This is a genomic window from Parapedobacter indicus (assembly GCF_900113765.1).
Lineage (GTDB): Bacteria > Bacteroidota > Bacteroidia > Sphingobacteriales > Sphingobacteriaceae > Parapedobacter > Parapedobacter indicus.
The window spans coordinates 1-24,780 of the sequence record NZ_FOQO01000009.1 but is presented as its reverse complement, the minus strand read 5'-3'; the positions used below and the strand labels follow the sequence as shown (position 1 = coordinate 24,780).

Below are 24,780 nucleotides of genomic sequence, written 5' to 3'. Positions count from 1 at the left end.
TCGTCTTATAATTATGATCGTCTTCAAAAAACTAACCTTCGCAGTAAGCCTATTAATGGCCATTTGCTTCAGTGGAAAAGCCCAGCAACTACCGGAAAAGCAACAGATGCTACAGCAGCTCCGGCTGGCCAATCACTATTTTATGGAGAAGTGGCCCGATGCCGGAAAAACCATTGTCACAAACCGCGAGCGCCCGGCAAATATCTGGACACGGGCCGTGTATTACGAAGGATTGATGGCACTCTATGAAATTGACCGAAGCCAACGGTACATTGACTACGCACATCAGTGGGGCGAGAAACATCAGTGGCTGCCCGCCCGGGAGCGTTTTACCCGCAACGCAGACAACCAATGCTGCGGCCAGACCTACATCGACCTGTATCGCATAAGCAAACAGCCCATACAGATTGCCGGCATCAAAGCAAACATCGATGCCATGCTCGAAACGGATCGCGCAAATGACTGGACGTGGATTGATGCCTTGCAGATGGCTATGCCCGTGATGGTCAAATTGGGCGTAACCTATAGCGACAGCCGTTACTTCGAAAAAATGTATGCAATGTATCATCATACGAAGTACCAGGAGGGCGGCCACGGGCTGTATAACGCGGAAGACAACCTGTGGTGGCGAGATAAGGATTTTGTACACCCATACACTGAACCGAATGGCGAGGATTGCTATTGGTCCAGGGGGAACGGCTGGGTTGTGTCAGCCCTGGTGCGTGTGCTGAACGAACTACCCGATACGGATCCGCACTATAATGAGTATAAGCAGGATTTGCTAAATATGCTGGCCGCTCTAGCGCCCCTACAACGGGCCGACGGTTTCTGGAACGTTAGTCTGCACGATCCGGAGCATTTCGGTGGGAAGGAAACGACGGGCACGGCACTCTTTGTATATGGTATGGCTTGGGCAATAAACCGGGGCCTTGTTGACGCCGCCGTCTACCTGCCTGTAATCAACAAAGCGTGGCATGCGCTTACCACAGAGGCATTGCACAAAAATGGCTTTTTGGGATACGTGCAAGGCACGGGTAAAGAGCCAAAAGATGGGCAACCTGTAACGCATACGAGCATGCCGGATTTTGAGGATTATGGATTGGGATGCTTTCTGCTTGCCGGTGTGGAAGTTTATCAGCTGAAACGTTGACAAAGCCGTTGTGAATTACCAATGAACCAATTTCGCCGGTAATTTGCACCAATTTTACTGATTTCCACATCCGCTTCACCCTAGTTTTGTATTATATTTTTTGTTGGCTTACCGTAAGCCCTATCCAATTTTCAAACTATTTAAATCCTATTATGATGAATGTAAAAATTACATTTTACCTGGATTGGCGAAACACGCTCATTGTATTAATCGCGATCTTGTTTACGGTCGTTGCGGGATATGCGCAACCGATTACCGTTTCCGGCAAGGTGACCAGCGAAGGTACGGGTGAACCACTCCCCGGTGTTTCGGTATCCATAAAAGGCGAACAGGCTACGACGCAAACGGACAGTCAGGGCGATTATCAGATGGCGGTGCCCCCGGGCACAACGCTGATATTCCGGCTGATCGGCTATACCGATCGCGAGCTGGTTACGTCGGGCTCGACTTTGAATGTAACGCTTTCCGAAACCAGCAGCGAACTCGAAGAGGTGGTTGTCGTTGGGTATAATACCGTTAAAAAGTCGGATTTAACGGGCGCCGTTGCCAGTATTGGTGCCGAACAGGTACGAAGAATGCCCGTAGCCAATGCCTTGCAGGCAATGCAGGGGATGGTTTCAGGAGTAGACATCACCTCGAATGAACGGCCCGGCGAAATGGGAAGTATACTCATCCGCGGTGCCCGCTCATTGAGTGCCAGCAATTCCCCGCTTTACGTAGTTGACGGAATTCCATTGGCTGCAGGTGGCATTGAAGCACTCAATCCTTCGGACATTGAATCAATAGATGTGTTGAAAGACGCATCGGCAACTGCCATTTATGGTTCGCGAGGCGCGAATGGTGTGATCATGGTAACGACAAAGCGCGGCAAGGAAGGTCGGCTTTCGCTGAATTACCTGGCCGTGACCACCATCGAAAACATGCAAGATCGCATGGAAATGATGAATGCCGCGGAATACATCGAGTTCAGGCGCGACGCGTATCGCAGGCTCCCCGAAACAAACGCCAACCGGTACCCGGAGATTCCAACCCAGCAACAAGATGAGCGAATCTTCGGTAGCGATAGCTACGGATGGGCAAATGTAGCCAAGGGATGGCAAAACGGGACCTGGGATGGCAGCTTGGTGCCGACCACTAATTGGACGGATATGGTCTTAAAAACCGGAGTTACCCACGATCACTCGCTCAATGCGAGCGGTGGGACGGATAAGATGCAGGCATACGGTTCGTTTGGTTACCTCAATCAGGGCGGCACCGTACTCGGTCAAGACTACCAACGTTATACGGGGAAATTCACGGTCGACTTAACTCCCGTGAGCTGGTTTAAATTCGGCGGTAGCCTGGCAGCTACACATGGCGACCAGAACTACGGCTATCAGGGAAGTGGATCAACGGGGGCAGCCAATCTGTACTTCGCTGCACAGGGCATGCTGCCCTACGCGGTGCCCTTCGACGACAACGGGAACAGAATCAACCTGCCGGGTGGCGATGTGAACATCAGAAACCCTATTGGCGATGACAAGTACACCATCAATGAACGGCGGATACTGCGTACGCTTGGCAACGTGTATGCCGAAGTAAACCTGTTGGAAGGGTTGAAATACCGCATGAATTTCGGTCCTGACTTTTACCAGTGGCGGAATGGCCGCTGGATGGACGAACATGCGGCAGAGCGCGGTGCTGGCGAGCCCGGATCGACCAATTATGCGCAGCTGAACAACACAATGCGGTTTTCCTGGACACTCGATAACCTGCTATATTTTGACCGGGTCTTTGCCGATAAGCACAACGTAGGCATCACATTGTTGCAGAGTGCTACGGCAAACCGTACGGAAACCTCTACCATGACCGCCACGGATCTGCCTTGGAACAGCCAGCGGTGGTACCAGCTGAATTCGGTCAGTGAACTGGACGGGTTTGGCAGCCACCTCACCGAATCGCAATTGTTGTCGTACATGGCCAGGGCCAACTATGGTTTCAACGACCGGTATCTGCTGACCGCCTCCATACGCTGGGACGGAGCATCCCAGCTTGCCGAAGGCAATAAATGGGACTTATTCCCTTCAGCGGCTGTCGCCTGGCGCATGGACCAGGAATCATTTATGGAATCGGTGGATTGGATAAACCAATTCAAATGGCGCATCGGATTTGGCAGCACGGGCAATGCAGCCATAGACCCCTACTTTACGAAAGGGGGTGTGCAGACCTTGTACTACACATGGGGAAGTCTGGTTGAACCCGGTTATGTATCTTCGGATGCTTCCTTAGCCAATCCGGCACCCATGGCCAACCTCGACCTGGGCTGGGAACGTACCACACAATGGAACTTTGGACTGGATTTCGGCTTCTTCCGCAGCCGGATCAATGGGGCGTTGGATTTCTATTTGTCGCGAACCTCCGATCTGCTGTTACAGATGTCCATCCCTTCGCTAACCGGCTATACAAGCACCTGGGCCAATGTTGGCGCAACGGCTAATAAAGGCGTGGATCTGACATTAAACACCGTCAACATCGAAAAGCGGGATTTCCGGTGGACTTCGAACCTGAATTTCACGGCAAGCCGGGATCGGATTGTCGAACTTTCCAACGGAAAGCTGGATGACGTCAACAACTTGTGGTTCATCGACGATCGGCTATCCGTGTATTATGATTTTGTGAAGGAAGGGATCTGGCAGAATACGGCAGAAGATCTCGCCGAAATCGAAAAATTCAATACAAATGGCCATGCCTTCCGACCGGGAGATGTACGGGTTGCCGACCTGGACGGTGACTACCGCATCGATGCCAACCACGATCGGCAGATCGTTGGGCATTCGGCCCCACGATGGACGGCGGGATTTAACAACTCATTAAGCTATAAGAACTGGGACCTGACATTTTTCATATTTGGCCGTTTCGGCTTTACTACGCTGGGCGGAGGTGAGTACCTGCAGGGCCGCTTTGCGCAACGGCGTCTCGATTACTGGAGGCCCGATAATCCGACCAACGAATATCCGGCGCCGAACTATGGCAATGCAGGGGGAGATCCCTATCGGACATCCATGAACTATCAAGACGGATCGTTTATCAAGCTAAGGAACGTTTCATTGGGTTACACCTTACCTGCAACAATCAGCAACAGGCTCCGGCTCAACACCCTCAAAATATACGCTCAGGCAATGAATCCGGGACTTTTATATGCAAACGTCGACTGGATAGACCCGGATTTGGGCGGCTCTACATTTAACAGAGGTATTGTATTCGGTCTCAATGTAGGCTTCTAAACACCCGACGAAAACTTTAAACGACAAAATCATGAAAAAGATAACGCGTATCATCACATATATGGCACTTCTGGGGTGCGCCGCAATGACCCCTTCCTGCAAAAATTTTTTGCACGAAGACCTGATTACGGCCAGAAGCACCCAGGATTTTGAGACCAAAGAAGGATTGGACGGGCTGGTAACAGGGATGTATCAAAGCCTGAAGTTTCACTTCAATTACGAATGGGCATATACCACGACCAATTATGGGGTCGATGAATTCAGCGTGGGCGGCGACCGCGGCCAGCAGGTTTGGAATTCGTACGATGCGGGGCTGAATTCGATGACCGGTGATGTGGCCACGATCTGGAACAATATGTATGGGAATATAAACACAGCCAACATTGTCATCACAAATATTCCGCTGTACTACGGCGATGCCCCTGAAAAGGATGTCCGTATCGGTGAAGGGCACTTCATGCGTGCATTCGACTATTTCAAGCTGGTGAAGCAATACGGCGGTGTACCCTTGAAATTAACGCCTTCCACGTTGATCGAATTGGAGTTCACTCGCAATACCGAACAGGAGGTTTATGAGCAGATTATCTCCGATTTCTCCATGGCGTACGACCTGCTCCCTCCCACCCCGGCGCAACCCGGCCGGATCACTAAGTGGGCTGCTGCCCATTTCCTGGCTAAAGTATACTTATTCCGGGCCAGTGAACTGTATAGCAGTTGGAATAGTGCGACGCGCGAATCCGATTTGGAGCAGGCTGTAAACTATGCAGACCTGGTCATCAACAGCGGATATCATAACCTGGCGGAAGACTTCCGGGATTTGTGGAATTTCACCGAGGTAGACGGACCAAACGAAAACCTATCCGAAGTGATCCTCGCAGCCCAATTTTCGGATAATGTAGCTACACAGGGACGGTACGGCAACCAGATTCATTTATACTACCCGTCGGTGTATCAAAACCTAACCGGTATGCAACGTGATATACCCGGCGGAAGGGAATTCCAGCGTATGCGATCAACCGATTATGCATTGGATGTATTCGACCGCGTAAACGACTCCCGGTTCTGGAAAAGTTTCAAGACCCACTATCTATGCAACAGACCAGATAATGCGCCGGGATGGTCAGCGGGATTTGCGCCGAGTCCCGATTTGGTTGGACAACCGAAATTCAGCGGGGGCGAGGAATCGATCCGCTACATCGTAAACGATGCCGGAGACACCCGCTATACCAGTCCCGACCCCCTGAAAGCGGATCCGGATCTACCTACCAACATTGACAGGCGGGCTCCGCATATGTTTGTCCGCTATTTTGCCGGCGAAGCAGAAAACTTACACGGCGGCCATGGTAACTATGAGGCAAGCCGCTTTGTGGCCCTATCCAAATTTGCCGACGGCTCGCGCATCAGTGTGGCGTCTCAATTCGGACAGCGGGATGGCATATTGGCACGTGTAGCCGAAACCTATCTCATCGCTGCCGAGGCGTTGGGCAGGCTTGGCCGCTATGACCAGGCGCTGCCATACATCAACAGGCTCCGTGAGCGTGCAGCGTACAAAGCCGGTGAAGATCGCTCCTTCCACTCGGATGGCGGGGTTGCATACAAAAATAACACAGCCGCCAATACAGCCGCGTTCGTTGCCTATTCCGATAGAAATACGTATTTCGAGTCCAATAACATCCCCGAAACGGACGTGTCGACACTCGACCAACTGCGCTTAACCGGTGTTGCCGATATTTTCAATTCAACGGGGGATTTCTACGACGAATTGGGTGCGGCGTCGGAAGCGGATAAGTTCCTTCATTTCATCTTGAACGAACGGTCCCGCGAGCTCATGGGTGAGCTTATGCGATGGGAAGATCTGGCGCGTACGAAAACGCTGGTGAAGCGTGCGATGCTATTTAACGATGAAGCCCGGCCCCTGGAAAACAAGCATTACCTGCGCCCGATACCGCAAAGTTACCTGGATGCAATCCACCGGGACGGCAGGCCGCTTACGCCGGAAGAGAAAGCTGCCATGCAAAACCAGGGATGGTAATACAGGGGGATAGTGCCGTTGTCAAGGTGACCGGCACTCCTTCTTTACTATTCAGCCACTAACTTCCGCTGCAACCGACTTACAGTATTCTGAGGGTGAGCAGCCGAACTTGCTTTTAAAACACTTTCGGAAATAGTCCGAATCTGTGAATCCAAGCATATACGCGGTCTCCGATACATTGAATTTTTTTTCGCGGAGCAATCGTTGTGCGTGGTTCAGGCGGATGTCGCGGATCGTATCAGCCATACTGGAACCGGTAAGTGCTTTCATTTTCCGATACAGCTGAGCCCGGCTTAATCCTACCTGATCGCCGATGTCATCTACGGACAGCGTGGAATCGGATATTCGATCTTCCACGATGCGCATGATACGTTGCAGCAGCTTTTCGTCCGGGGATACCGGATTAAATTCAGCCGACGGTATCAGGATCCGTTCGGCAAATTTTTCCTTCCAGCGAGCACGGTTGACCAGTACATTTTTGACTTTCAGCGACAATACCGTTAGATTAAACGGTTTGACAATGTAGTCATCGGCTCCTGTTTCGATCCCTTCTATTTCATATTCGATGGGAGATCTGGCGGTCAGCAGAATGACCGGAATATGGCTGGTACGGATATCGGCTTTCAGCTGTTTGCACAAGGATATGCCATCTACGTCCGGCATCATGACGTCACTAATGATTAGGTCGGGAATGTCCTGGATAGCGGCTTCCAGTCCTTCTTGACCATTAGCGGCTTCAATAACCCGGTATTCGGCAGCAAAGTAATCTGTTAAGTATCGCCGCATCTCGACGTTGTCTTCTACCAGTAGTACCGTAGCATTCAGTGCGCGGTAATTAGGTGAAGAGATTGAAGCTTGCTGAAATGGACATACTGAGGTGTTCAGCATGGTTGTTGATCCGGTCGGATTTGCGGTAGCATGCACGGTTGCGCAGACGGGGATTTTGACCAAAAAAGAAGTTTGATTTTGTCCATCCTTCTTGCTTTCGGCATGTATAGTGCCGCCGTGCAGCTCAACCAATAGTTTGCAATACGCCAGTCCCAGCCCTGTGCCGCCAGCTTTTCCGGAACCGCTCTGTTGAAACGGTTGGAAAATACGTACGATATCCGCGGCGGCAATGCCGACTCCATTGTCCTCCACGCATATCACGGCAAACGTTCGGCCGCCTGCTAGGGATTGTTTCAGGGAAACGGTAATCTGCCCCCCGTCATCCGTAAATTTGAATGCATTGGACAATAGGTTGTATAGCACCTTCTCGATTTTATCCGGATCAATGCTGTTCATAAAATGCGCCTCTTCCAAGATCGTTTCTAACCTGATTCGCCGCAACTGCGCCATGGAACGGAAAGAATCCACGGCAACCTTGACGAGGCTGACCATGTCGGTATGTTCGAGTACCAGCTGCTCGTTACCTGTCTCCAACCTCCGGATGTCCAGCAATTGATGGATTAACTTTTGCAGCCGGTCGCCACTATCACGCATCGTGCGTAGCTGCTGTTGGATCGCTGTATGGCCTTCGCTAACCTGCATGAGCCGTTGGATGGGTGCCAGAATCAGCGTAAGCGGCGTTTTGATTTCATGGGAAATATTCGTGAAAAATTGAAACTTCCGTTCGTTGAGTTCACGTTCTTTTTCATGTACCAGGGTCTCGTATTTTAATTGGCTATTCAGCCGTTCATAGCGTATGATGTAATGGTAAAATGCATAAAGTAGCGCCATGAATATCGCTCCGTACATCCAATACGCCCACGTACTGGCCCAGAATGCCGGGGCAACGGAAATATGCAGTTCACGCGGTACCGGATTCCAGATGCCGTCGCTATTGGCTGCCTTTACTTTAAATACATACGTGCCGGGAGACAAGTTGGAGTAGGTTGCAACCCGATGCATTGCATCCGCAGCGATCCAGTCTTGATCAAACCCTTCCAGCATGTAGGCATACTTGTTGCCGATGGGATTTGCAAAATGCAGCGCTGCGAATTCGATGGCGACACTTTTGTCGCGATGTGACAGTTGAATGGAGTCGGTCAGATACAACGGTTTGTTGAGCAATTTCCTTCCGTTGACTTCTTGGTTGATTTCAACCGGCTTATTTAATACTTGGAGTTGGGTCAATACGACCTGTGGCGCAATACTGTTGGTTTTTATGCTGTCGGGGTTAAATGCATTATATCCGTTATTGCCGCCGAAGAACAGCGTGGATGTGTAAGGACTTTTATAGCTCGCACCATCGGAAAACTCGTTGCTCTGCAGGCCGTCCTGCTGTGTATAGTTCCGTATCCACCGTGTTTTCCGGTTGATCTGCGAGATGCCACGTTTATGACTAACCCAAATATATCCATGATTATCTTCCAGGATTCCAGCGATCGTACCCTGTGCCAACCCCGGGGGGGATGTATGAAACCGTTCAAAGGTAGCATTTGTTGGGTCGTATCTGTCCAGTCCGTTGCCTGTACCGATCCAAAAATCATGGTTGAGATCTTCATGGATACAGTAAACCCGGTTATCGCTGATGGTATTCGGTGATGTATGCTGATGATTAAATCGATTGACAATGGTTAAACTACCTGACTGATCTTCCCGGAAAACAACGATGCCGTTTCCTTCAGTACCTACCCATATGCGTCCCTCACTATCTTGTAGGATACACCAGGCATGGGGCTGACCCAGCGTTTCGGCAGGATCGAAATGAATCATGCGATCGGTCGCCACAACGTACTTATAGATGCCGTTCCATGTCGCAAACCAAATATTCGATTCGGTATCTTCCATCATGCCGTAGACGGGACTGTAATGCAAGCCCAATGTATCGAAACGGCGGATGCGGCCTGTTTCCGGATTGTACCGGTCTAGCCCTTTTTTTGTGCCGATCCAGACGTAACCCCTCGAATCACAGAACAGTTTTTTAATTTGGTCGCTCTTAATGGAATTGCTATCGGATGGTTGATGCGTGATGTGGTGTGCCTTGCCCGTACTGTCAATGACGGTGATGCCCCGATCACGGGTACCGATCCACAGGTTTCCGTTTTTATCCTGACAGATTGCACGTACGTTATTGTCGACAATCGAGTTGGGATCGGTCGGATCGTGATAAAAATAGTTGAACGGATTCGCTTCAAGGTTCGCTTTGTTGATGCCATGACTGTAGGTGCCCACCCATAAAATGCGTTGGTCATCCAGGTAAATATCGCTCACATAGGCATCATTAAGCGCCCAGCGGCTTATTGCACTGGATGTGTACTGCTGTTGCTGTCCGGTACGGAGGCAGGTCTCCACCATGCCGTTTGAATTGTGGTCGAGGCTCCACTTGACCTGATCATACGAAAATGAGACCGTTAGGTAATGATCCCTTCGGGATATCCGTTTCTGAAATTCGGGAGAGAGTGAGTCGATGGGAACACGATCAAAATCATCGGACGCATAATTGTACCTGCAGGCTATCGTCTCATCAAAAGGCAACACCCAGATATCATCGGATTCATCTTTGATAATGTTATGAATACGGTTGTTACTGATGCTTCGTGGATTGCCCTGTTCGTAATGATAAATCCGGAAACGATAACCGTCGTAGCGGCAAAGGCCGGACCAGGTGCCGAACCACATAAACCCATATTTGTCTTTGGCGATGCCGTGTATGGTGCTTTGGGGCAGTCCGTTTTCTGACGTGATATGGTCAAATTTCAGGTTGGTGAATTGTCCTTGGCACACTACCGCGAAACCGATCGCCAGCAGCGTCAAAATATACTTAAGCATGAATCATCTTTTTGGTCAAATTGGTCCGTTAATCGATCTTCCGAGTAACAATAACTGTAAAGGTAACGATTCAAAATTCAACTTACAACCTGAGCCTTCATTTGGGAGTTATCGTCCTTCCCTTTTTTTCCCTACCTTTGCCGCATTTAAATTAACATCATGAGTGAGCGTGCCAAAAAGATATTTCTTGCTGTCTGTATTGTAGTCCCCTTCCTGCTGTATTGTTTTTTCTATTACAGCCAGATGTTCAAAAACGCACCGTTCCGTTTTACCGATTTCGAATCGATTGTACTGAAGTATGGTGAAGGAGATGAACTGATTAATCAATTTGATTCGGCAACCGGAGTCTATAAGTATCTTAATACCCGGGATTCGTTGGTAACCGATACGATACGGCTTCGCAGGGATGATTTGCAATACCTACACGGAAAAGCCGCGCAATTGGGATTTTGGAATTTGCCTGACGACATGACATCCGGGGACACCACAGCCGGAAACGACGTCCCTAGGTTCTACCTGCAGTATAACTACAAAGAAAAGAGCAAGGAAGTTACATTGGATGTCGACTTCAATGGAAATGAAAAGATGCGCGACGTGGCCAAAACTATGGTCGACGAAGTGATGCGGGTCATCAACGACGCCCGCGATCGGCAATAGTCGGTATATGCTACCCTTCTCCTTGCCGGATCGGTACACCAACTCCTTTTTCGCCATTCCGCCGCAATACGCCCAGGCTACGGATATCGTCGGACGCAGGAGCTTCAAACACTTCAAGACCGAAGTATTTGATAGACGCCAATAGGTGGTCAAAAATATCCGCCATTGCGTTTTCATAAACCGCCCATTTGGTGTTTGACGTATACATATAGAGTTCAATCGGTAAACCGTATTCCGTCGGCTGGAGCTGGCGGACAACCATTGTATAGCCTTTATGGATCAACGGATGTTGTTCCGTATAACGGTTGATATATTGCCGGTATAACCCTACATTGGTCATTTTCCGTCCATTGACAGGCATCGTCGGATCCGCACCGCTTTCTGCATTATATTGATCAATTTCTGCCCGTCTTTCATCGATATAGGATGCTAGCAACTGTATTTTCTTCAATTGCTCGATCTCTTCCTTCTCAAGATAACGGATTGACGATATCTTGACGTTTATCGAACGTTTGATCCGTCGCCCGCCTGCACTGTGCATTCCGCGCCAGTTTTTGAAGGAATCCGTTACCAGGTAATGCGTAGGTACCGTGGTGATCGTCTTATCCCAATTCCGTACCTTCACGGTATTGAGATTGATCTCAATAACATCGCCATCGGCGTTGTACTTAGGCATTTCTATCCAATCACCTACGCGTACCATATCATTTGTAGAAACTTGTATGCTAGCTACGAATCCCATAATCGTGTCTTTAAAGACCAACAACAGAATCGCTGATGCAGCACCTAATGCGCCCAGAAATGCCCAAGGTGATTGACCGGTTACCATGGAAAAGATAATAATTCCCCCGATAAAAAACATAAAGATGTTTATCACCTGCATATAGCTGTCCAATGGCTTTTCCTCAAATCCCTTTTTAGTTCGGAGGTGATCGCGTATTGACCTGAAAAGCGCTCTGAATAACAGCACCCATCCAACGACCAGGAGTATATCCAAAAACTTCCGTACCGGCCCTATCCACGTTGGGAAATCCGAAAAGATGACCGGAATGAATTGGATCGAAATAATGAGGGGAACCAGCCGGGCTAAATGAGCCATCGCCCTATTGCGTACCAAATGATCGTCAAATTTCGTGGCTGATCGTTTGGCCACGGTGATCAATACATTGACAAGCAGTTTGCGGACGACAAACCCGATTATCCCCAACCCGAGCAGCAGCAATCCAGATAATACCAACAGGTTAATAAGGTTTGCCTGCGCAGCGGGAACCCCCCATTCCAGGAGCTTATCGTGTGTCCATTGATAAAATGTGTTTGACGGATTGACGATCGTAGGTATTTCCATAATCAGTTGTTGCAAATAAATTATCGGATTGTAAAAAGAAGAAATAAGTAGCGGGCAAAGTTAAGGATTCCATGCGGATTTCAAAATCCGACGCGCGGCTGACAGGGTATCGCTCACCGATTTCAGGACACCAAAAAACATTATAGAATCACCTAAAAATTTCTTATTTTCGCATGCGCAATAAGCGAATCCGCTTATATCTGTTTACGCGTAGTGATTTAAGAGAACTGAAAACGTATAATGGCTGAAGAAACAGAAAACGAGAACAACCTTGTTCCGGCAAACGACCGGATCATCCCCATCAACATCGAAGACCAAATGAAATCGGCATACATTGATTATTCAATGTCTGTCATTGTTTCCCGTGCACTGCCCGATGTGCGCGACGGATTAAAGCCGGTGCACCGTCGGGTGCTTTTCGGCATGCAGGAACTGGGGGTGACCAGCGGAAAGCCCTACAAAAAGTCGGCACGTATCGTGGGCGACGTATTGGGTAAGTATCACCCCCACGGCGACTCGTCTGTATATGACACCATGGTACGTATGGCGCAGGAATGGAGTCTCAGATATCCGTTGGTTGACGGACAGGGAAATTACGGTTCGATAGACGGCGACCCTCCAGCGGCCATGCGTTATACAGAAGCTAGATTGAAAAAAATAGCCGAAGAGTTGCTTTCCGATATCAATAAAGATACCATCGACTACCAACTCAACTTCGATGATTCCATCGAAGAGCCCACGGTGCTGCCTACCCGTATCCCCAATTTGTTGGTGAATGGGGCGTCTGGGATCGCTGTGGGTATGGCTACCAATATGGCTCCGCACAACCTGTCCGAGGTGGTGGATGGCATCATCGCTTACATCGATAACCGTGATATTGAGATTGACGAATTGATGCAGCACATCAAGGGCCCAGACTTCCCTACCGGCGGTATCATCTACGGGTATGCAGGCGTTCAGGAAGCCTTCCAAACGGGTCGCGGTCGCGTGGTTATGCGCGCAAAAGCTGAAATCGAAACCACAAAGACAGGTCGTGAACAGATCATCGTGACCGAGATTCCCTATCAGGTGAATAAGTCGGATATGATCAAACGGACCGCTGACCTGGTCAACGATAAAAAGATAGAAGGGATATCCGAAATCCGGGATGAATCCGATCGGCATGGAATGCGTATCGTATACGAAATCAAACGCGATGGCAATGCTTCCATTGTGCTTAACAATCTGTATAAGCATACCGCCTTACAAACCTCATTCAGTGTAAATAATATCGCGCTGGTACATGGACGCCCCATGTTGCTCAACCTTAAAGATATGATTTATCACTTTGTCGAACATCGTCACGAAGTGGTGGTGCGTCGTACGAAGTTCGAACTGGCGGAGGCGGAAAAACGAGCCCATATCCTAGAAGGTTTACTCATTGCACTCGATCACCTGGACGAAGTGATTCAATTGATCCGTGCCTCTGCCACCCCGGAAGATGCACGGGTGGGGTTGATGGAAAAATTCGGCCTGAGCGATATTCAGGCCCGCGCTATTCTCGATATGACACTTCGGCGGCTTACCGGACTGGAGCGCGACAAGATCAAAGAGGAATACGCCGAGCTGATGAAAACCATCGACTATTTGAAATCCGTGTTGGCAGATGAAGGATTACGGATGAAGATCATCAAGGAGGAGCTGGAGGAAGTGAAGGAGAAATACGGAGACGAGCGCCGTTCAACGATTGTCCATTCGGCCGAAGATATGCGGATGGAAGATTTCATCGAAGACGAAGAAATTGTTATCACCATCTCGCACGAAAGCTACGTAAAACGTACCCCGCTGACCGAATACCGTAGGCAGGGCCGTGGAGGCAAAGGGTCGCTGGGTAGCAATACACGCGAGGAAGATTTTACCGAACATATCATCATTGCCTCCGCCCACAATTACATGCTCTTCTTTACCGAAGCGGGTCGGTGTTTCTGGCTTCGGGCCTTTGAAATCCCGGAAGGTACGCGTACCTCCCGCGGCCGGGCTATACAGAACATCATCAATATCCCGAAAGAAGAAAAAATTAAGGCATATATTAAGGTGAAAAACCTCAAGGATCAGGAGTACCTTGAGAACAATTTCATCATCATGTGTACGAAACGCGGCACTATTAAAAAGACGTCGCTCGAAGCCTATTCGCGCCCACGGGCCAATGGTATTAACGCCATTAATATCAACGAAGGCGATCAATTATTGGAGGCTTGCCTCACCGATGGCAACAGCGAAATTGTGATGGCACTCCGTTCGGGAAGAGCTATCCGCTTCAACGAGTCAACGGTACGTCCGATGGGACGGACGGCGACCGGTGTACGGGGAGTGACGCTGGCAGGCCCCAACGATGAAGTTGTTGGCATGATTAGTGTTAATAATTCTGAAATAACCGTCTTGGTTGTATCGGAAAAAGGTTACGGAAAGCGGACGGATATCGAAGACTACCGGGTAACCAACCGCGGCGGCAAAGGCGTAAAGACCATCAATGTAACCGAGAAAACAGGTGAGTTGGTGGCTATAAAAGACGTAACAGACAACGATGATCTGATGATTATCAATAAATCCGGCATTGTGATCCGGATCGCCGTCAGCGAACTGCGCGTAATGGGCAGGGCAACCCAAGGCGTTCGTCTGATTAGTCTGAAGGGCGACGACGAAATCGCATCTGTAACCAAAGTGGAACATGAAGACGAGGAAAATCAGGAAAACATCAATAATACCGATGAAAACACGAGCGAAACGGACGAATCGGCTCAGCCGGAAGAATAAGCTGGGAAAAATAATGGTCATCGCATGTTTGCTGGCCATAGGCACATTGCCCGCAATGGCTCAGTCCAATCTGAAAGAAGGTAACAATAATTTTGCGCTTTACACGAAATCCAAGGATTTCAAACACCTCGAAGCGGCCCGTAAGTTTGCGGACGAGGCGTATAAGACCAAAAGGGATTCCGTCAGCTTCCGGAATATTTTATTGCGCGGTTTGGTGTACAGCACCTTGGCAGTGGTCGATTCAAACCGTACGCAGAAATACACGGCAGATCCCGCCGACATCGGCTTGGCTGCATTGAGACGGCTGACAAACAAGTCGTTAAACGTTGAACACGGACCTGAAATCAGTTACATCAGGCGGTCGCTGGCCAATGCTTACCTGATCAAAGCGAACCGGGCCGTGACGGCAGCAAATTTTGAGGAAGCTTATCACCAATACCGTAAAGTCGATTCCATCAGTGGGTCTGCGATCGACGTGAAACATAATCTTGCAGTGCTGAGCACCAAAATAGGTGGAAACGAAGACGCTATCAAACGGTATCAAACGTTTACCGCCCAGCGGGAAACTTCTTCGCCGGCTTATATTCTTGAACTGGCCAGTTTGTATCGCCAGCAGGGAGATAATCGGTCGAGGCTGAATACACTGCTTGCCGGTAGGGAGCAGTTTCCGAAAGACAAAGAAATCCTCTTCACTTTGATCAATACGTACCTTGCCAACGAGGCCTATTCGGCAATCGTGCCGCTTGCTGACGAAGCGATTGCGCACGAACCCGAAAATGTAAATCTCAACTACATCGCGGGCTATGCAAACGAGATGGAGGGTAACAATGCTGTGGCAAAAGCATTTTATGAGAAGGTTATTAACTTAGATGCTAATAACTTTGAGGGCAATCTGGAATTGGGATTGATGTACCTAAGGGAGTACATCGCCAATCCCGAAAACGAAGAGAAACAAAACAAAGCACAGGATTATTTGTTAAGAGCAAACCAAATACAACCCTCAGAGGTAAGAGCGTTGAAATCTCTTGCGGTATTGTACGATCAGTCGGGGGACATTATTCAGAAAGAACGGGTAAATAGCATATTAAATCAACTCACACAATAGACGAAGATCATGAAAGTGAAATCCATTTTATTAGGTACGCTGGTTCTGGCCTCATCGGCAGCGTTCTCACAAACCAGCAACCTAAGGAAAGCAAAAGCAAGTTACGATAAATTCAATGAAGTGAAGTCCGTGGGTAATTCGGCACTGGGCGTAAGTGACCTGAATACCGCCAAAGAAGCGCTGGATAAGGCCATAGAACATGAGAAAACCATGAACTTAGCAGAGACCTGGACCTACTATGCACTGGTAAATGCCGATTTGGCTTTATTGGATTCCACCGAAGCTTCCGAACAATACGTCCAAAAAGCTGTTGAAGCGCGGGAAAAAGCAATAAGCTTGGACACCGAAAAGGAAAACGAGCAAAACCTCAATATCCTGGGATCTATTCTGGCCCAATATGAGTTGAATAAAGGGGCGAAACTGTGGGATAGCCAGGATTTCGTGGGCGCTTACAATTCGTTTGACAAAGGGCTGACTTACCTTCCAGGTGATACCACCCTGTTGTATTATTCGGGAATGGCGGCTGTAAACGCCCAGGATTATGAAAAGGCATTGGCTAAATACGTAGAACTGGTACCTGTAGATAGCTTTTCCAACAACCGGCAAATTATCCTTGACGTTTCCCGTCTTTACCTTATGCAGGGCGATACTGCCAATGCGATTAAGTACGCCGAAATAGGAACTCAAAAATATCCGGAGGATGGTGAACTGGCTACGCAGCACATCGAGCTTAACCTAATGGCGGGTAACGATGAGCAAACTATCAAGGCTATCAACGATCAGGTAGCAAAAGATCCGGACAATAAAAATCTGCATTATTACCTCGGAATTGCCTACAACGAAACCGGTGACATCGAAAAAGCCGAGGCTTCCTACAAAAAGGCACTGGAAATCGATCCGAATTACTTGGATGCAAATATTAATCTGGGTGGCTTGATTCTAAACAAGGGCATCGATCATTTCAATAAGACAAACAACGCCAATCTTCAGCAGGCTGAATACGATGTAGAAATAAAGAAGGCATACGACATTTTCGATACAGCTCTACCCTATCTGCAAAAAGCAGTAGAGATAGATGGTAAATCGCAGGTGGCTCTTACAAACCTTAAAAGGTACTATGAGATCAAAGAAGATCAAGCGAAAATAGACGAATTACAGGCACGCTTAGACGCGTTGCAGTAGGCTATTGGCTTAAAACTTAGTAGTGTAGCCCACAGTTCTTAATGACTGTGGGCTATTTTTTTGCAGATACGCTTGATCAACGCCGGTCCCTCGTAGATGAAGCCGGTATATAGCTGCACGAGCGCCGCTCCGGCATCCAACTTTTCCTGCGCATCTTCGGGCGTATGGATGCCACCGACCCCAATAATGGGGAGGGGTTGATGAGAATGGGTTGAGAGGTATCGGATTACTTCAGTTGAGCGTTTTGTTAATGGAACGCCGCTTAATCCGCCGGTTTCAGCGGCCAAACGGCGACTGTTTAGCCCGTCGCGACCGATGGTCGTGTTGGTTGCAACAATCCCGGCAATACCGGTTTCCCCGACAATGTCAATGATGTCATCTAATTGGCCATCCGTCAGATCGGGAGCGATTTTCAACAAAATAGGGCGAGAAATTCCTTCTTTGTGATTACGTTGCTGCAAGGCGTTCAAGATATGCATCAATGGTTCTTTATCTTGAAGCGCTCTTAATCCGGGGGTATTGGGAGAACTCACGTTTACGACAAAGTAATCTACCACATCAAAAAGGGCGTCGAAACAACTGATGTAATCTTTCACGGCATCTTCGTTGGCCGTTGTTTTATTTTTGCCAATGTTTCCGCCCACGATCACTGAATGATGTTTTTTTAAATTGCGCAATCGGTTTGCCGCAACGTCTACCCCCTGATTGTTGAATCCCATCCGGTTAATCAACGCTTTGTCATGGACCAGGCGGAAGAGCCGCGGACGGTCATTGCCTGGCTGTGGCCTGGGAGTCACGGTTCCGACTTCAATAAATCCGAATCCCAGCGCATCCATTTCTTCAACGAAAGCTGCATTTTTATCAAATCCGGCTGCCAATCCGACCGGATTTTTGAACGTCAACCCAAAGACAGTCCGCTCAAGCTTTGGATGTTCGTATGCATAGATGGAACGTAATAGACGCTTTCCTCCCCACAACTTGCAAAAAGACCGCAGCCCTCCCGAAACCAAGTGATGCGCTTCTTCCGGATCTAGGGAAAACAAAATAGGTTTTACCAGTTTATACATGGCTACAAAGGTAGGTTTTATCCATCATCCGCGTTCCATCCTTTACCAGAAAAAAGCGTACTTTTGCACCCGAAATGATTGCAATAAACAACCTCACATTTGAGATAGGTGCACGGGCACTGTATGACGAAGCCAACTGGCATATCAAACCCGGTGATAAAACGGGACTGATTGGGGCAAACGGCACGGGTAAGACGACCTTATTGAAGCTGATTGTAGGAGATTATGCCCCTACCTCGGGTACCATCTCTATGGCAAAAGATATTAAAATCGGATATCTTAACCAAGATTTATTGTCGTATGAGTCAGACAAGAGTATCCTTCATGTCGCCATGGAGGCTTTCGAACGCCAAAATCAATTGCATACGGAGATTGAACGGTTACTCAAAAAACTGGAAACGGATTATTCCGACGAGATCATCCAAAAATTGAGCGATAAACAATCGGAGTTTGAGGCGCTGGATGGATATAGCATCGAATACCGGGCACATGAGATACTCGCCGGATTGGGGTTCAGTGACGATGACCAGCAGCGGACGTTATCTCAATTCTCGGGAGGCTGGCGTATGCGGGTAATGTTAGCAAGGATATTGCTCCAGGCGCCTGATATCCTATTGCTTGACGAGCCAACGAATCACCTGGACTTACCGTCCATCAAATGGCTGGAAAGTTACCTGCAAGCGTTTGACGGCGCAATTGTCATCGTATCACACGACCGCTATTTCCTGGATCGCGTTGTGAATACTATCGTGGAATCTAAGCGCGGAAAACTTATCCAATATGCTGGAAACTACAGCTTCTACCTGGAGGAAAAGGCTTTACGTGAGGAAATACAGGGTAATCAGTACAAAAACCAGCAGGCAAAAATTAAGCAGGAAGAACGCTTGATTGAACGATTCCGGGCAAAGGCCAGCAAAGCCAAAATGGTGCAGTCGCGCATCAAAGCCCTGGAACGTATGGAGCGAGTGGAAGACGTGGATGATTATAATCCTACCGTTAACTTCCGCTTCAAATTCAGCAAGCAATCTGGGCGACATGTAGTACGGCTTGAAAATATCAGCAAGTCCTATCCGGGGATACCGATCCTGGAACATACGGATGCTATCATTGAAAAAGGCGATAAAATTGCGCTGATCGGCGCCAATGGAAAAGGAAAATCAACGCTGCTGCGTATCGTAGCGAATGCGGATAAAGATTTTACAGGAACGAGTGAGACAGGGCATAACGTCTCGCAGACATTCTTTGCACAGCATCAACTCGAAGCGCTTCACCTGGACCACGAAATTTTGCAGGAACTGCAAGCCTTTGCGCCGAAGCACACCGAAACAGAGCTCCGTTCGATCTTAGGATGCTTCTTGTTTACAGGCGATGATGCATTCAAAAAAATCCGCGTACTGTCCGGCGGTGAAAAATCACGGGTAGCACTAGCCAAAGCGCTCACAGCAGATGCCAATTTCCTGGTGTTGGACGAGCCTACCAACCACCTCGATATCCAGTCTGTCAACATCTTGATACAGGCGCTGACGCAATTTGAGGGCACATTCATCGTCGTTTCCCACGACCGCTACCTGCTGGACAACGTAGCCAACAAAATTTGGTACATCGAAGACCGGCAAATAAAACAATATCCGGGCACCTACCGAGAATTTGAAGAATGGCAATCCAAACGTCTAGTTAGTGCGGAGAAGGTAGAAAAATCGGATGTCAAAGTCGTAAAATCCCAACCGGCACCCGTGGCACACACAAAGGATGACGATCGCGACAGGCAGGCGAGAAAATTAAATAAGGAGCTGGAGCGCATTGAACAGCGCATTACAGAGGTTGGAAATACTATTAAAGAGACGGAAGCGCTCATGGCACAGGAAACCATCTATGCAGATGCTGAAAAGCTGGAAGAGGTATCCAAACAATACGAAGACCTGAAAAGCGAGCTTGAGGGACTCCAGCAGCAATGGGAAAAATTGGCGGAGGAGATTATTGTTAACGGTTAATGGAAATGAATTTTCAACTTTCAATTATTAACTTCTAACGGTTTGAGGAGACTACTCTTAGTAATTATACTGTCGCACGTCTGTTTGGGGTTGCTTGCCCAGAAGCAGAAAAAGAAACGAGTTTCGCGCGAACGGAGTCCGCAACAGGAGTTGATCTATGATAATATCAATTACTTGCCTTCCATTAAATCGGTTCAGTTTTACCCCGTTGAACAGGAAAATGCCTTTCCGGTTATCGAATTGTTCAGCGAAGATCAATTGATGCTGGCATTTGATGACTTGCGGGGCGATGTCCGCAACTTTTACTTCAGTCTCGAACATTGTGATGCAAATTGGACGCCCAGTAGGCTTTCACCGTTGGAATACGCCGAGGGATACAACGAGGATCGCATCCTGACGTATGGCACATCCGTAAATACACTTCAGCCCTACACGCATTACCGCGTAGATTTCCCAACAGACAACGTCAGGCCTAAGTTGGCTGGTAATTATTTACTGAAAGTTTATGAAGATGCAGATAAAAGCCGTTTGATTATCAGTCGACGCTTTTATGTGCTGGCGCCATTGATGTCCGCATCATCCCAATTGGTTCCCTCCGTGGATGTCTCGAAACGGAATAAAAACCAGAAACTAAACGTAACTGTACAAACCGGTGGACTCACGGTAAATAATCCTTACCAGGATGTCAAAATTTTAGTGATGCAAAACCAACGGCCAGACATCCAGCAATGGCTTACTACCCCTCAATTTGTAAATAACGGAGAATTGAGGTACCATGATAACCGTACGCTTGATTTCGGTGGCAGCAATGAATTCCGGTTTGTTGATTTGCGTAGCTTACGACTGGCATCCGAACGGGTGGCTGCTATCCAGCTAGACAGTAACGTGCGCGTTAATCTCGTTCCCGATGAAAACTACCGCACCGCTTCTTACGCTTCCGTATTCGATGAAAATGGGCAGTTTTTCATCCGTAACCAGGATAAGGACAATGCCGACACGGAATCGGATTATATGTGGGTGACATTTACCCTGGCCAACGATGCGGTGACAGATGGAACCGTTTACGTGGTGGGGGGCTTTAATGGCTATCAACGTAACGACACCAATAAGCTGGTGTATGATGCCAGTCAAAAGAAATGGCAGGGCACGCTTTTGCTTAAACAAGGGTTATACGATTACGAATACGTATATGTTAGTCCTTCGGGCGACGTAGACCCCACTTTTTCCAGCGGCAACCACTTCGAAACCAACAATACGTATCAAATTCTCGTTTACAACCGACGACAAGGTACTACCTGGGATGAATTAGTGGGTTTTTCACAAGTGCGATAGTTGTTCCTGCAGCATCCGCGAAATACGATTGAAATAACGCTTCTGTTTGTATCCCATTACCCACTGTACTCCATGTATGGCATTGGTATGGAATATTTCATCGGCCTGGCTCATAATTGCCGGACTGATCTGGGCTTCGATTACCTCCAGTCCGTTTTCCAATGCCATTTCAATAACCATCTTACGCATGACACCATCGATACACCCCTCGCTGAGGGCAGGTGTATAGAGTTGCTTGCCATACCAAATAAAAATGTTTGAACTCAGGGATTCACACAGAAAACCTTCCTGATTGAGGATCAGGACATCATCCAAACCGTTCTTTTTGCGGTACAATCCAGCCATCACATATACAAGCGAATTGGCTGATTTCAGCTTAGAAAGTTCACTATAAGGTTTCCTGAATCCGGAATAAACATCCACAATTAGTCCGATTTTACGGTGTTTCGCATCGTCCGGATCGAGTCTGGCCACACTCATCACATAGGCAGCCTGATTCTGTTGTGGACTGTATAGCCCCTCTCCGTCCCGGTATACCTGAAGCCGGACCCGTACGTGCTGACCTTCCAGCCCATTCTTTCTAATGAGATCGGCAGCCCGCGAACGGATAAAGTGCGCATCGAAAGCAGCGGGATGTTCCAATTGCAGCAAGCGCATGCCGTCTTGTAACCTTGATACGTGGTGTGACAGAAACCGGATATCTCCATCCATCCAACGCATGGTCTCAAAAAGCCCGTCGCCATAACGGAAAGCACGGTTCTCGGATGTGACAATCGCTTCTTTTTCGGGTATAAACTGTTTATTGAAATCGATATAATGTACCGGCATTGATGTTTTTACAATTGAAAGTTTTTTAAAATTGAAAGTTGAAAATTCATTTCCTTTTTCAACTCTTTTCCATTAACCATTCGCTAACGCGTATCCCTGCCATTTTTCCAGGCATAAGCTAAAATCTGTAGGCAATGGCGACGTAAATTCCAGTTGTTTTTTGGAAGTAGGGTGCTGAAATCCGAGGCTCTGTGCATGAAGCGCCTGGCGGGGAAGCAATGTGAAACAGTTTTCTACAAATTGTTTGTACTTGCTGAATATCGTTCCTTTCAGGATTCGGTCACCGCCGTATACCGCGTCGCTGAACAGCGGGTGACCGATTGACTGCAAATGTGCGCGGATCTGATGCGTGCGGCCGGTTTCCAGTTGGCATTCGATCAGTGTTACATAGTTGAGCCGTTCCAGCACGCGGTAGTGGGTTACTGACCATTTTCCTTTGTCGGGCGTATTGTATACCGCCATTACTTTCCGGTCTTTTAAACTGCGGCCAATATATCCAGTGATGGTACCATCTTCCGAAAGATCGCCCCATACCAGCGCAATATATTTACGGGTTATGGTATGATCAAAAAACTGTTTCGCCAGGTAAGTCAATGCCCATTCATTCTTGCCGATAACCAATAGGCCACTGGTATCCTTGTCGATGCGATGTACCAACCCCGGACGGCCGTCGTTACCGGGTAACTCAGGAAATTTCGAAAAGTGATAAACCAATGCATTAACCAATGTGCCCGAATAGTTGTTGTAACCCGGATGTACCACCATGCCCGCCGGCTTATTCACAATTAACAAGTCGTCGTCCTCGTAGTAAATGTCCAGCGGAATGTTCTCGGGATAAATTTCGGTATCGCGTGGCGGATGCGGCAAGACGACAGAAATGACATCCAACGGTTTGACTTTGTAACTGGCTTTCACCTGCTGTCCATTGACGAGTACCGTTCCCGCAGCTATTGCGTTCTGGATGCGATTGCGTGATGCGTTTTCAATCCTGTTAATCAAAAACTTATCAATGCGCAGCAACGCTTGCCCTTTATCCACCACAATACGCAGGTGTTCAAACAAGTCTTGTTCGTCCGATTCCTGCAATTCCAAGTCGTCAACCATGGCGCAAACTTAGCGAAAAGCTGCCTAAATTCGGCTATGATCGGCGTGCGATCAATGTGCAAATATGTAAAAACAAAAATTTGATTTAAGCATTGAATTAAAAAGTAGAAGTTGTCTCTTTATTAACCCGTGCGATAAGACCACACGTCGCATAGAAGCGTGATGTGGAAAAATGAGTTTTGAAATCATTTTGATATGAAAAATTTCTTAAGAAAAAACTTTTGGATATTAGATATCTTGATGCTTCCGTTTGTATGGATATCTGCTAGGATATTAAAATTACTTAGAAGCCAAGGGATCGCAAACTTTCCCCTATCCAAGAGAACGCTGTTGAATGTTGGAGTTTTTCCAATTAGCGATCATTATTACGAACCTTTATTCAATTCTAAACACCTATTTAAGCCACTCTCCGAGGAAAGAAAACTCCCTGGAATAAACTGGAATGTAGATGGGCAACTAGAAATTCTAAACACATTTAGTTTTCAAGATGAATTTGATCCTATCTCTGACGACTTTGTCAGTGATAAGGTGTTCCACTTCACAAATGGCGGATATGAATCCGGGGACGCCGAATATTGGTATAACATTATCAGATTAAAGAAGCCAAAAAGAATAATAGAAATTGGTTCTGGCCATTCAACCAAAATGGCTCGTCTGGCAATTCAGGAAAACCAAAGACGCGATGACACCTATGAATGTAAACATATCTGTATTGAACCTTATGAAATGCCGTGGCTTGAAAAAATAGGCGTCGAAGTATTGCGAACACGAGTTGAAAACGTAGACCTCAACTTCTTTAAACAACTTGAAGTTAACGATATCTTATTCATTGATTCTTCACACATTATCAGGCCGCAAGGAGACGTTCTTTTTGAATACCTTGAACTACTCCCCACATTGAATCAGGGTGTCATCGTACATGTTCATGATATTTTTTCTCCAAGGGATTATTTACGGGAATGGGTTGAAGACGAAGTGAGGTTCTGGAATGAACAATACCTATTAGAAGCGTTTTTAACATCCAATACTGATTGGAAAATCATCGGTGCGCTAAATTTTTTGCATCATAATCATTTTAATTTAACCCGTTGTGCGGTTTAAACAGCAAGCGCATGTTTCAACCTGTTAATATTTCTGTTGTTTAAAAAGTTCGTGTACTGCAATACTGCTACTGCGGA

Annotated in this window: 15 protein-coding genes; 10 read left to right on the top strand and 5 right to left on the bottom strand. The window is 47.8% G+C overall.

Annotation, left to right across the window (positions count from 1 at the left end; translation table 11 throughout):
- Window positions 1–13: 13 nt before the first annotated feature.
- The 3 genes from BMZ56_RS17645 to BMZ56_RS17635 all read left to right on the top strand — a co-directional run bounded on the left by BMZ56_RS17645 (window position 14) and on the right by BMZ56_RS17635 (window position 6,445).
- The gene (locus tag BMZ56_RS17645) at window positions 14–1,150 is read left to right on the top strand and encodes a glycoside hydrolase family 88/105 protein (RefSeq protein WP_090628928.1); all 1,137 of its coding nucleotides are present in this window, start codon (window positions 14–16) and stop codon (window positions 1,148–1,150) included.
- Window positions 1,151–1,302: 152 nt separating this feature from the next.
- Window positions 1,303–4,413, top strand: a complete 3,111-nt coding sequence (locus tag BMZ56_RS17640; RefSeq protein ID WP_218146608.1) for a SusC/RagA family TonB-linked outer membrane protein — start codon at window positions 1,303–1,305, stop codon at window positions 4,411–4,413.
- A 31-nt stretch (window positions 4,414–4,444) separates the two neighbouring features.
- Window positions 4,445–6,445 carry a RagB/SusD family nutrient uptake outer membrane protein gene (locus BMZ56_RS17635; protein ID WP_090628927.1) on the top strand — a complete coding sequence of 667 codons (2,001 nt, stop codon included), beginning with the start codon at window positions 4,445–4,447 and terminating at the stop codon, window positions 6,443–6,445.
- Between the two features lie 51 nt (window positions 6,446–6,496).
- Here the strand turns inward: BMZ56_RS17635 and BMZ56_RS17630 are convergent, their stop codons facing one another.
- Window positions 6,497–10,198 carry a hybrid sensor histidine kinase/response regulator transcription factor gene (locus BMZ56_RS17630; protein ID WP_090628926.1) on the bottom strand — a complete coding sequence of 1,234 codons (3,702 nt, stop codon included), beginning with the start codon at window positions 10,196–10,198 and terminating at the stop codon, window positions 6,497–6,499.
- Between the two features lie 159 nt (window positions 10,199–10,357).
- On the opposite strand from BMZ56_RS17630, the gene BMZ56_RS17625 reads away from it, so the two are divergent.
- Window positions 10,358–10,855 carry a hypothetical protein gene (locus BMZ56_RS17625; protein WP_245893283.1) on the top strand — a complete coding sequence of 166 codons (498 nt, stop codon included), beginning with the start codon at window positions 10,358–10,360 and terminating at the stop codon, window positions 10,853–10,855.
- Between the two features lie 10 nt (window positions 10,856–10,865).
- Here the strand turns inward: BMZ56_RS17625 and BMZ56_RS17620 are convergent, their stop codons facing one another.
- Complete coding sequence (locus BMZ56_RS17620) at window positions 10,866–12,200, bottom strand: mechanosensitive ion channel family protein (RefSeq protein WP_090628924.1); 1,335 nt, start codon at window positions 12,198–12,200, stop codon at window positions 10,866–10,868.
- Window positions 12,201–12,440: 240 nt separating this feature from the next.
- Between BMZ56_RS17620 and gyrA the strand changes: the two genes are divergently transcribed.
- The 3 genes from gyrA to BMZ56_RS17605 are packed head-to-tail and all read left to right on the top strand — an operon-like array spanning window position 12,441 to window position 17,280.
- On the top strand, window positions 12,441–14,993 hold the full coding sequence (gyrA, locus tag BMZ56_RS17615; protein ID WP_090628922.1) for a DNA gyrase subunit A: 2,553 nt from the start codon (window positions 12,441–12,443) through the stop codon (window positions 14,991–14,993).
- Entirely contained in the window at window positions 14,947–16,098 is a 1,152-nt protein-coding gene (locus tag BMZ56_RS17610; RefSeq protein ID WP_143072959.1) for a tetratricopeptide repeat protein, read from the top strand. The genes gyrA and BMZ56_RS17610 overlap by 47 nt, the downstream gene beginning before the upstream one ends.
- Window positions 16,099–16,107: 9 nt before the next feature.
- Window positions 16,108–17,280: a tetratricopeptide repeat protein gene (locus BMZ56_RS17605; RefSeq protein WP_090628919.1), complete on the top strand. Its 1,173-nt coding sequence runs from the start codon at window positions 16,108–16,110 to the stop codon at window positions 17,278–17,280.
- A gap of 38 nt (window positions 17,281–17,318) precedes the next feature.
- On the opposite strand, the gene BMZ56_RS17600 is transcribed toward BMZ56_RS17605, so the two are convergent.
- On the bottom strand, window positions 17,319–18,347 hold the full coding sequence (locus BMZ56_RS17600; protein ID WP_090628918.1) for a quinone-dependent dihydroorotate dehydrogenase: 1,029 nt from the start codon (window positions 18,345–18,347) through the stop codon (window positions 17,319–17,321).
- A 74-nt stretch (window positions 18,348–18,421) separates the two neighbouring features.
- Between BMZ56_RS17600 and BMZ56_RS17595 the strand changes: the two genes are divergently transcribed.
- Both BMZ56_RS17595 and BMZ56_RS17590 read left to right on the top strand, forming a co-directional pair.
- Window positions 18,422–20,338 carry an ABC-F family ATP-binding cassette domain-containing protein gene (locus BMZ56_RS17595; protein ID WP_090628916.1) on the top strand — a complete coding sequence of 639 codons (1,917 nt, stop codon included), beginning with the start codon at window positions 18,422–18,424 and terminating at the stop codon, window positions 20,336–20,338.
- A 42-nt stretch (window positions 20,339–20,380) separates the two neighbouring features.
- Complete coding sequence (locus BMZ56_RS17590) at window positions 20,381–21,670, top strand: type IX secretion system plug protein (protein ID WP_177195197.1); 1,290 nt, start codon at window positions 20,381–20,383, stop codon at window positions 21,668–21,670.
- On the opposite strand, the gene BMZ56_RS17585 is transcribed toward BMZ56_RS17590, so the two are convergent.
- Together BMZ56_RS17585 and BMZ56_RS17580 are read right to left on the bottom strand one after the other, a co-directional pair.
- A complete protein-coding gene (locus BMZ56_RS17585; RefSeq protein ID WP_090628914.1) occupies window positions 21,656–22,498 on the bottom strand; it encodes an aminotransferase class IV in 843 nt (280 codons plus the stop codon). The genes BMZ56_RS17590 and BMZ56_RS17585 overlap by 15 nt on opposite strands.
- Before the next feature lie 72 nt (window positions 22,499–22,570).
- A complete protein-coding gene (locus BMZ56_RS17580) occupies window positions 22,571–23,602 on the bottom strand; it encodes an RluA family pseudouridine synthase (protein ID WP_090628913.1) in 1,032 nt (343 codons plus the stop codon).
- A gap of 195 nt (window positions 23,603–23,797) precedes the next feature.
- Here BMZ56_RS17580 and BMZ56_RS17575 point away from each other — a divergent pair, with 195 nt between their 5' ends.
- Window positions 23,798–24,703, top strand: a complete 906-nt coding sequence (locus BMZ56_RS17575; RefSeq protein ID WP_090628912.1) for a class I SAM-dependent methyltransferase — start codon at window positions 23,798–23,800, stop codon at window positions 24,701–24,703.
- Window positions 24,704–24,780: the final 77 nt, after the last annotated feature.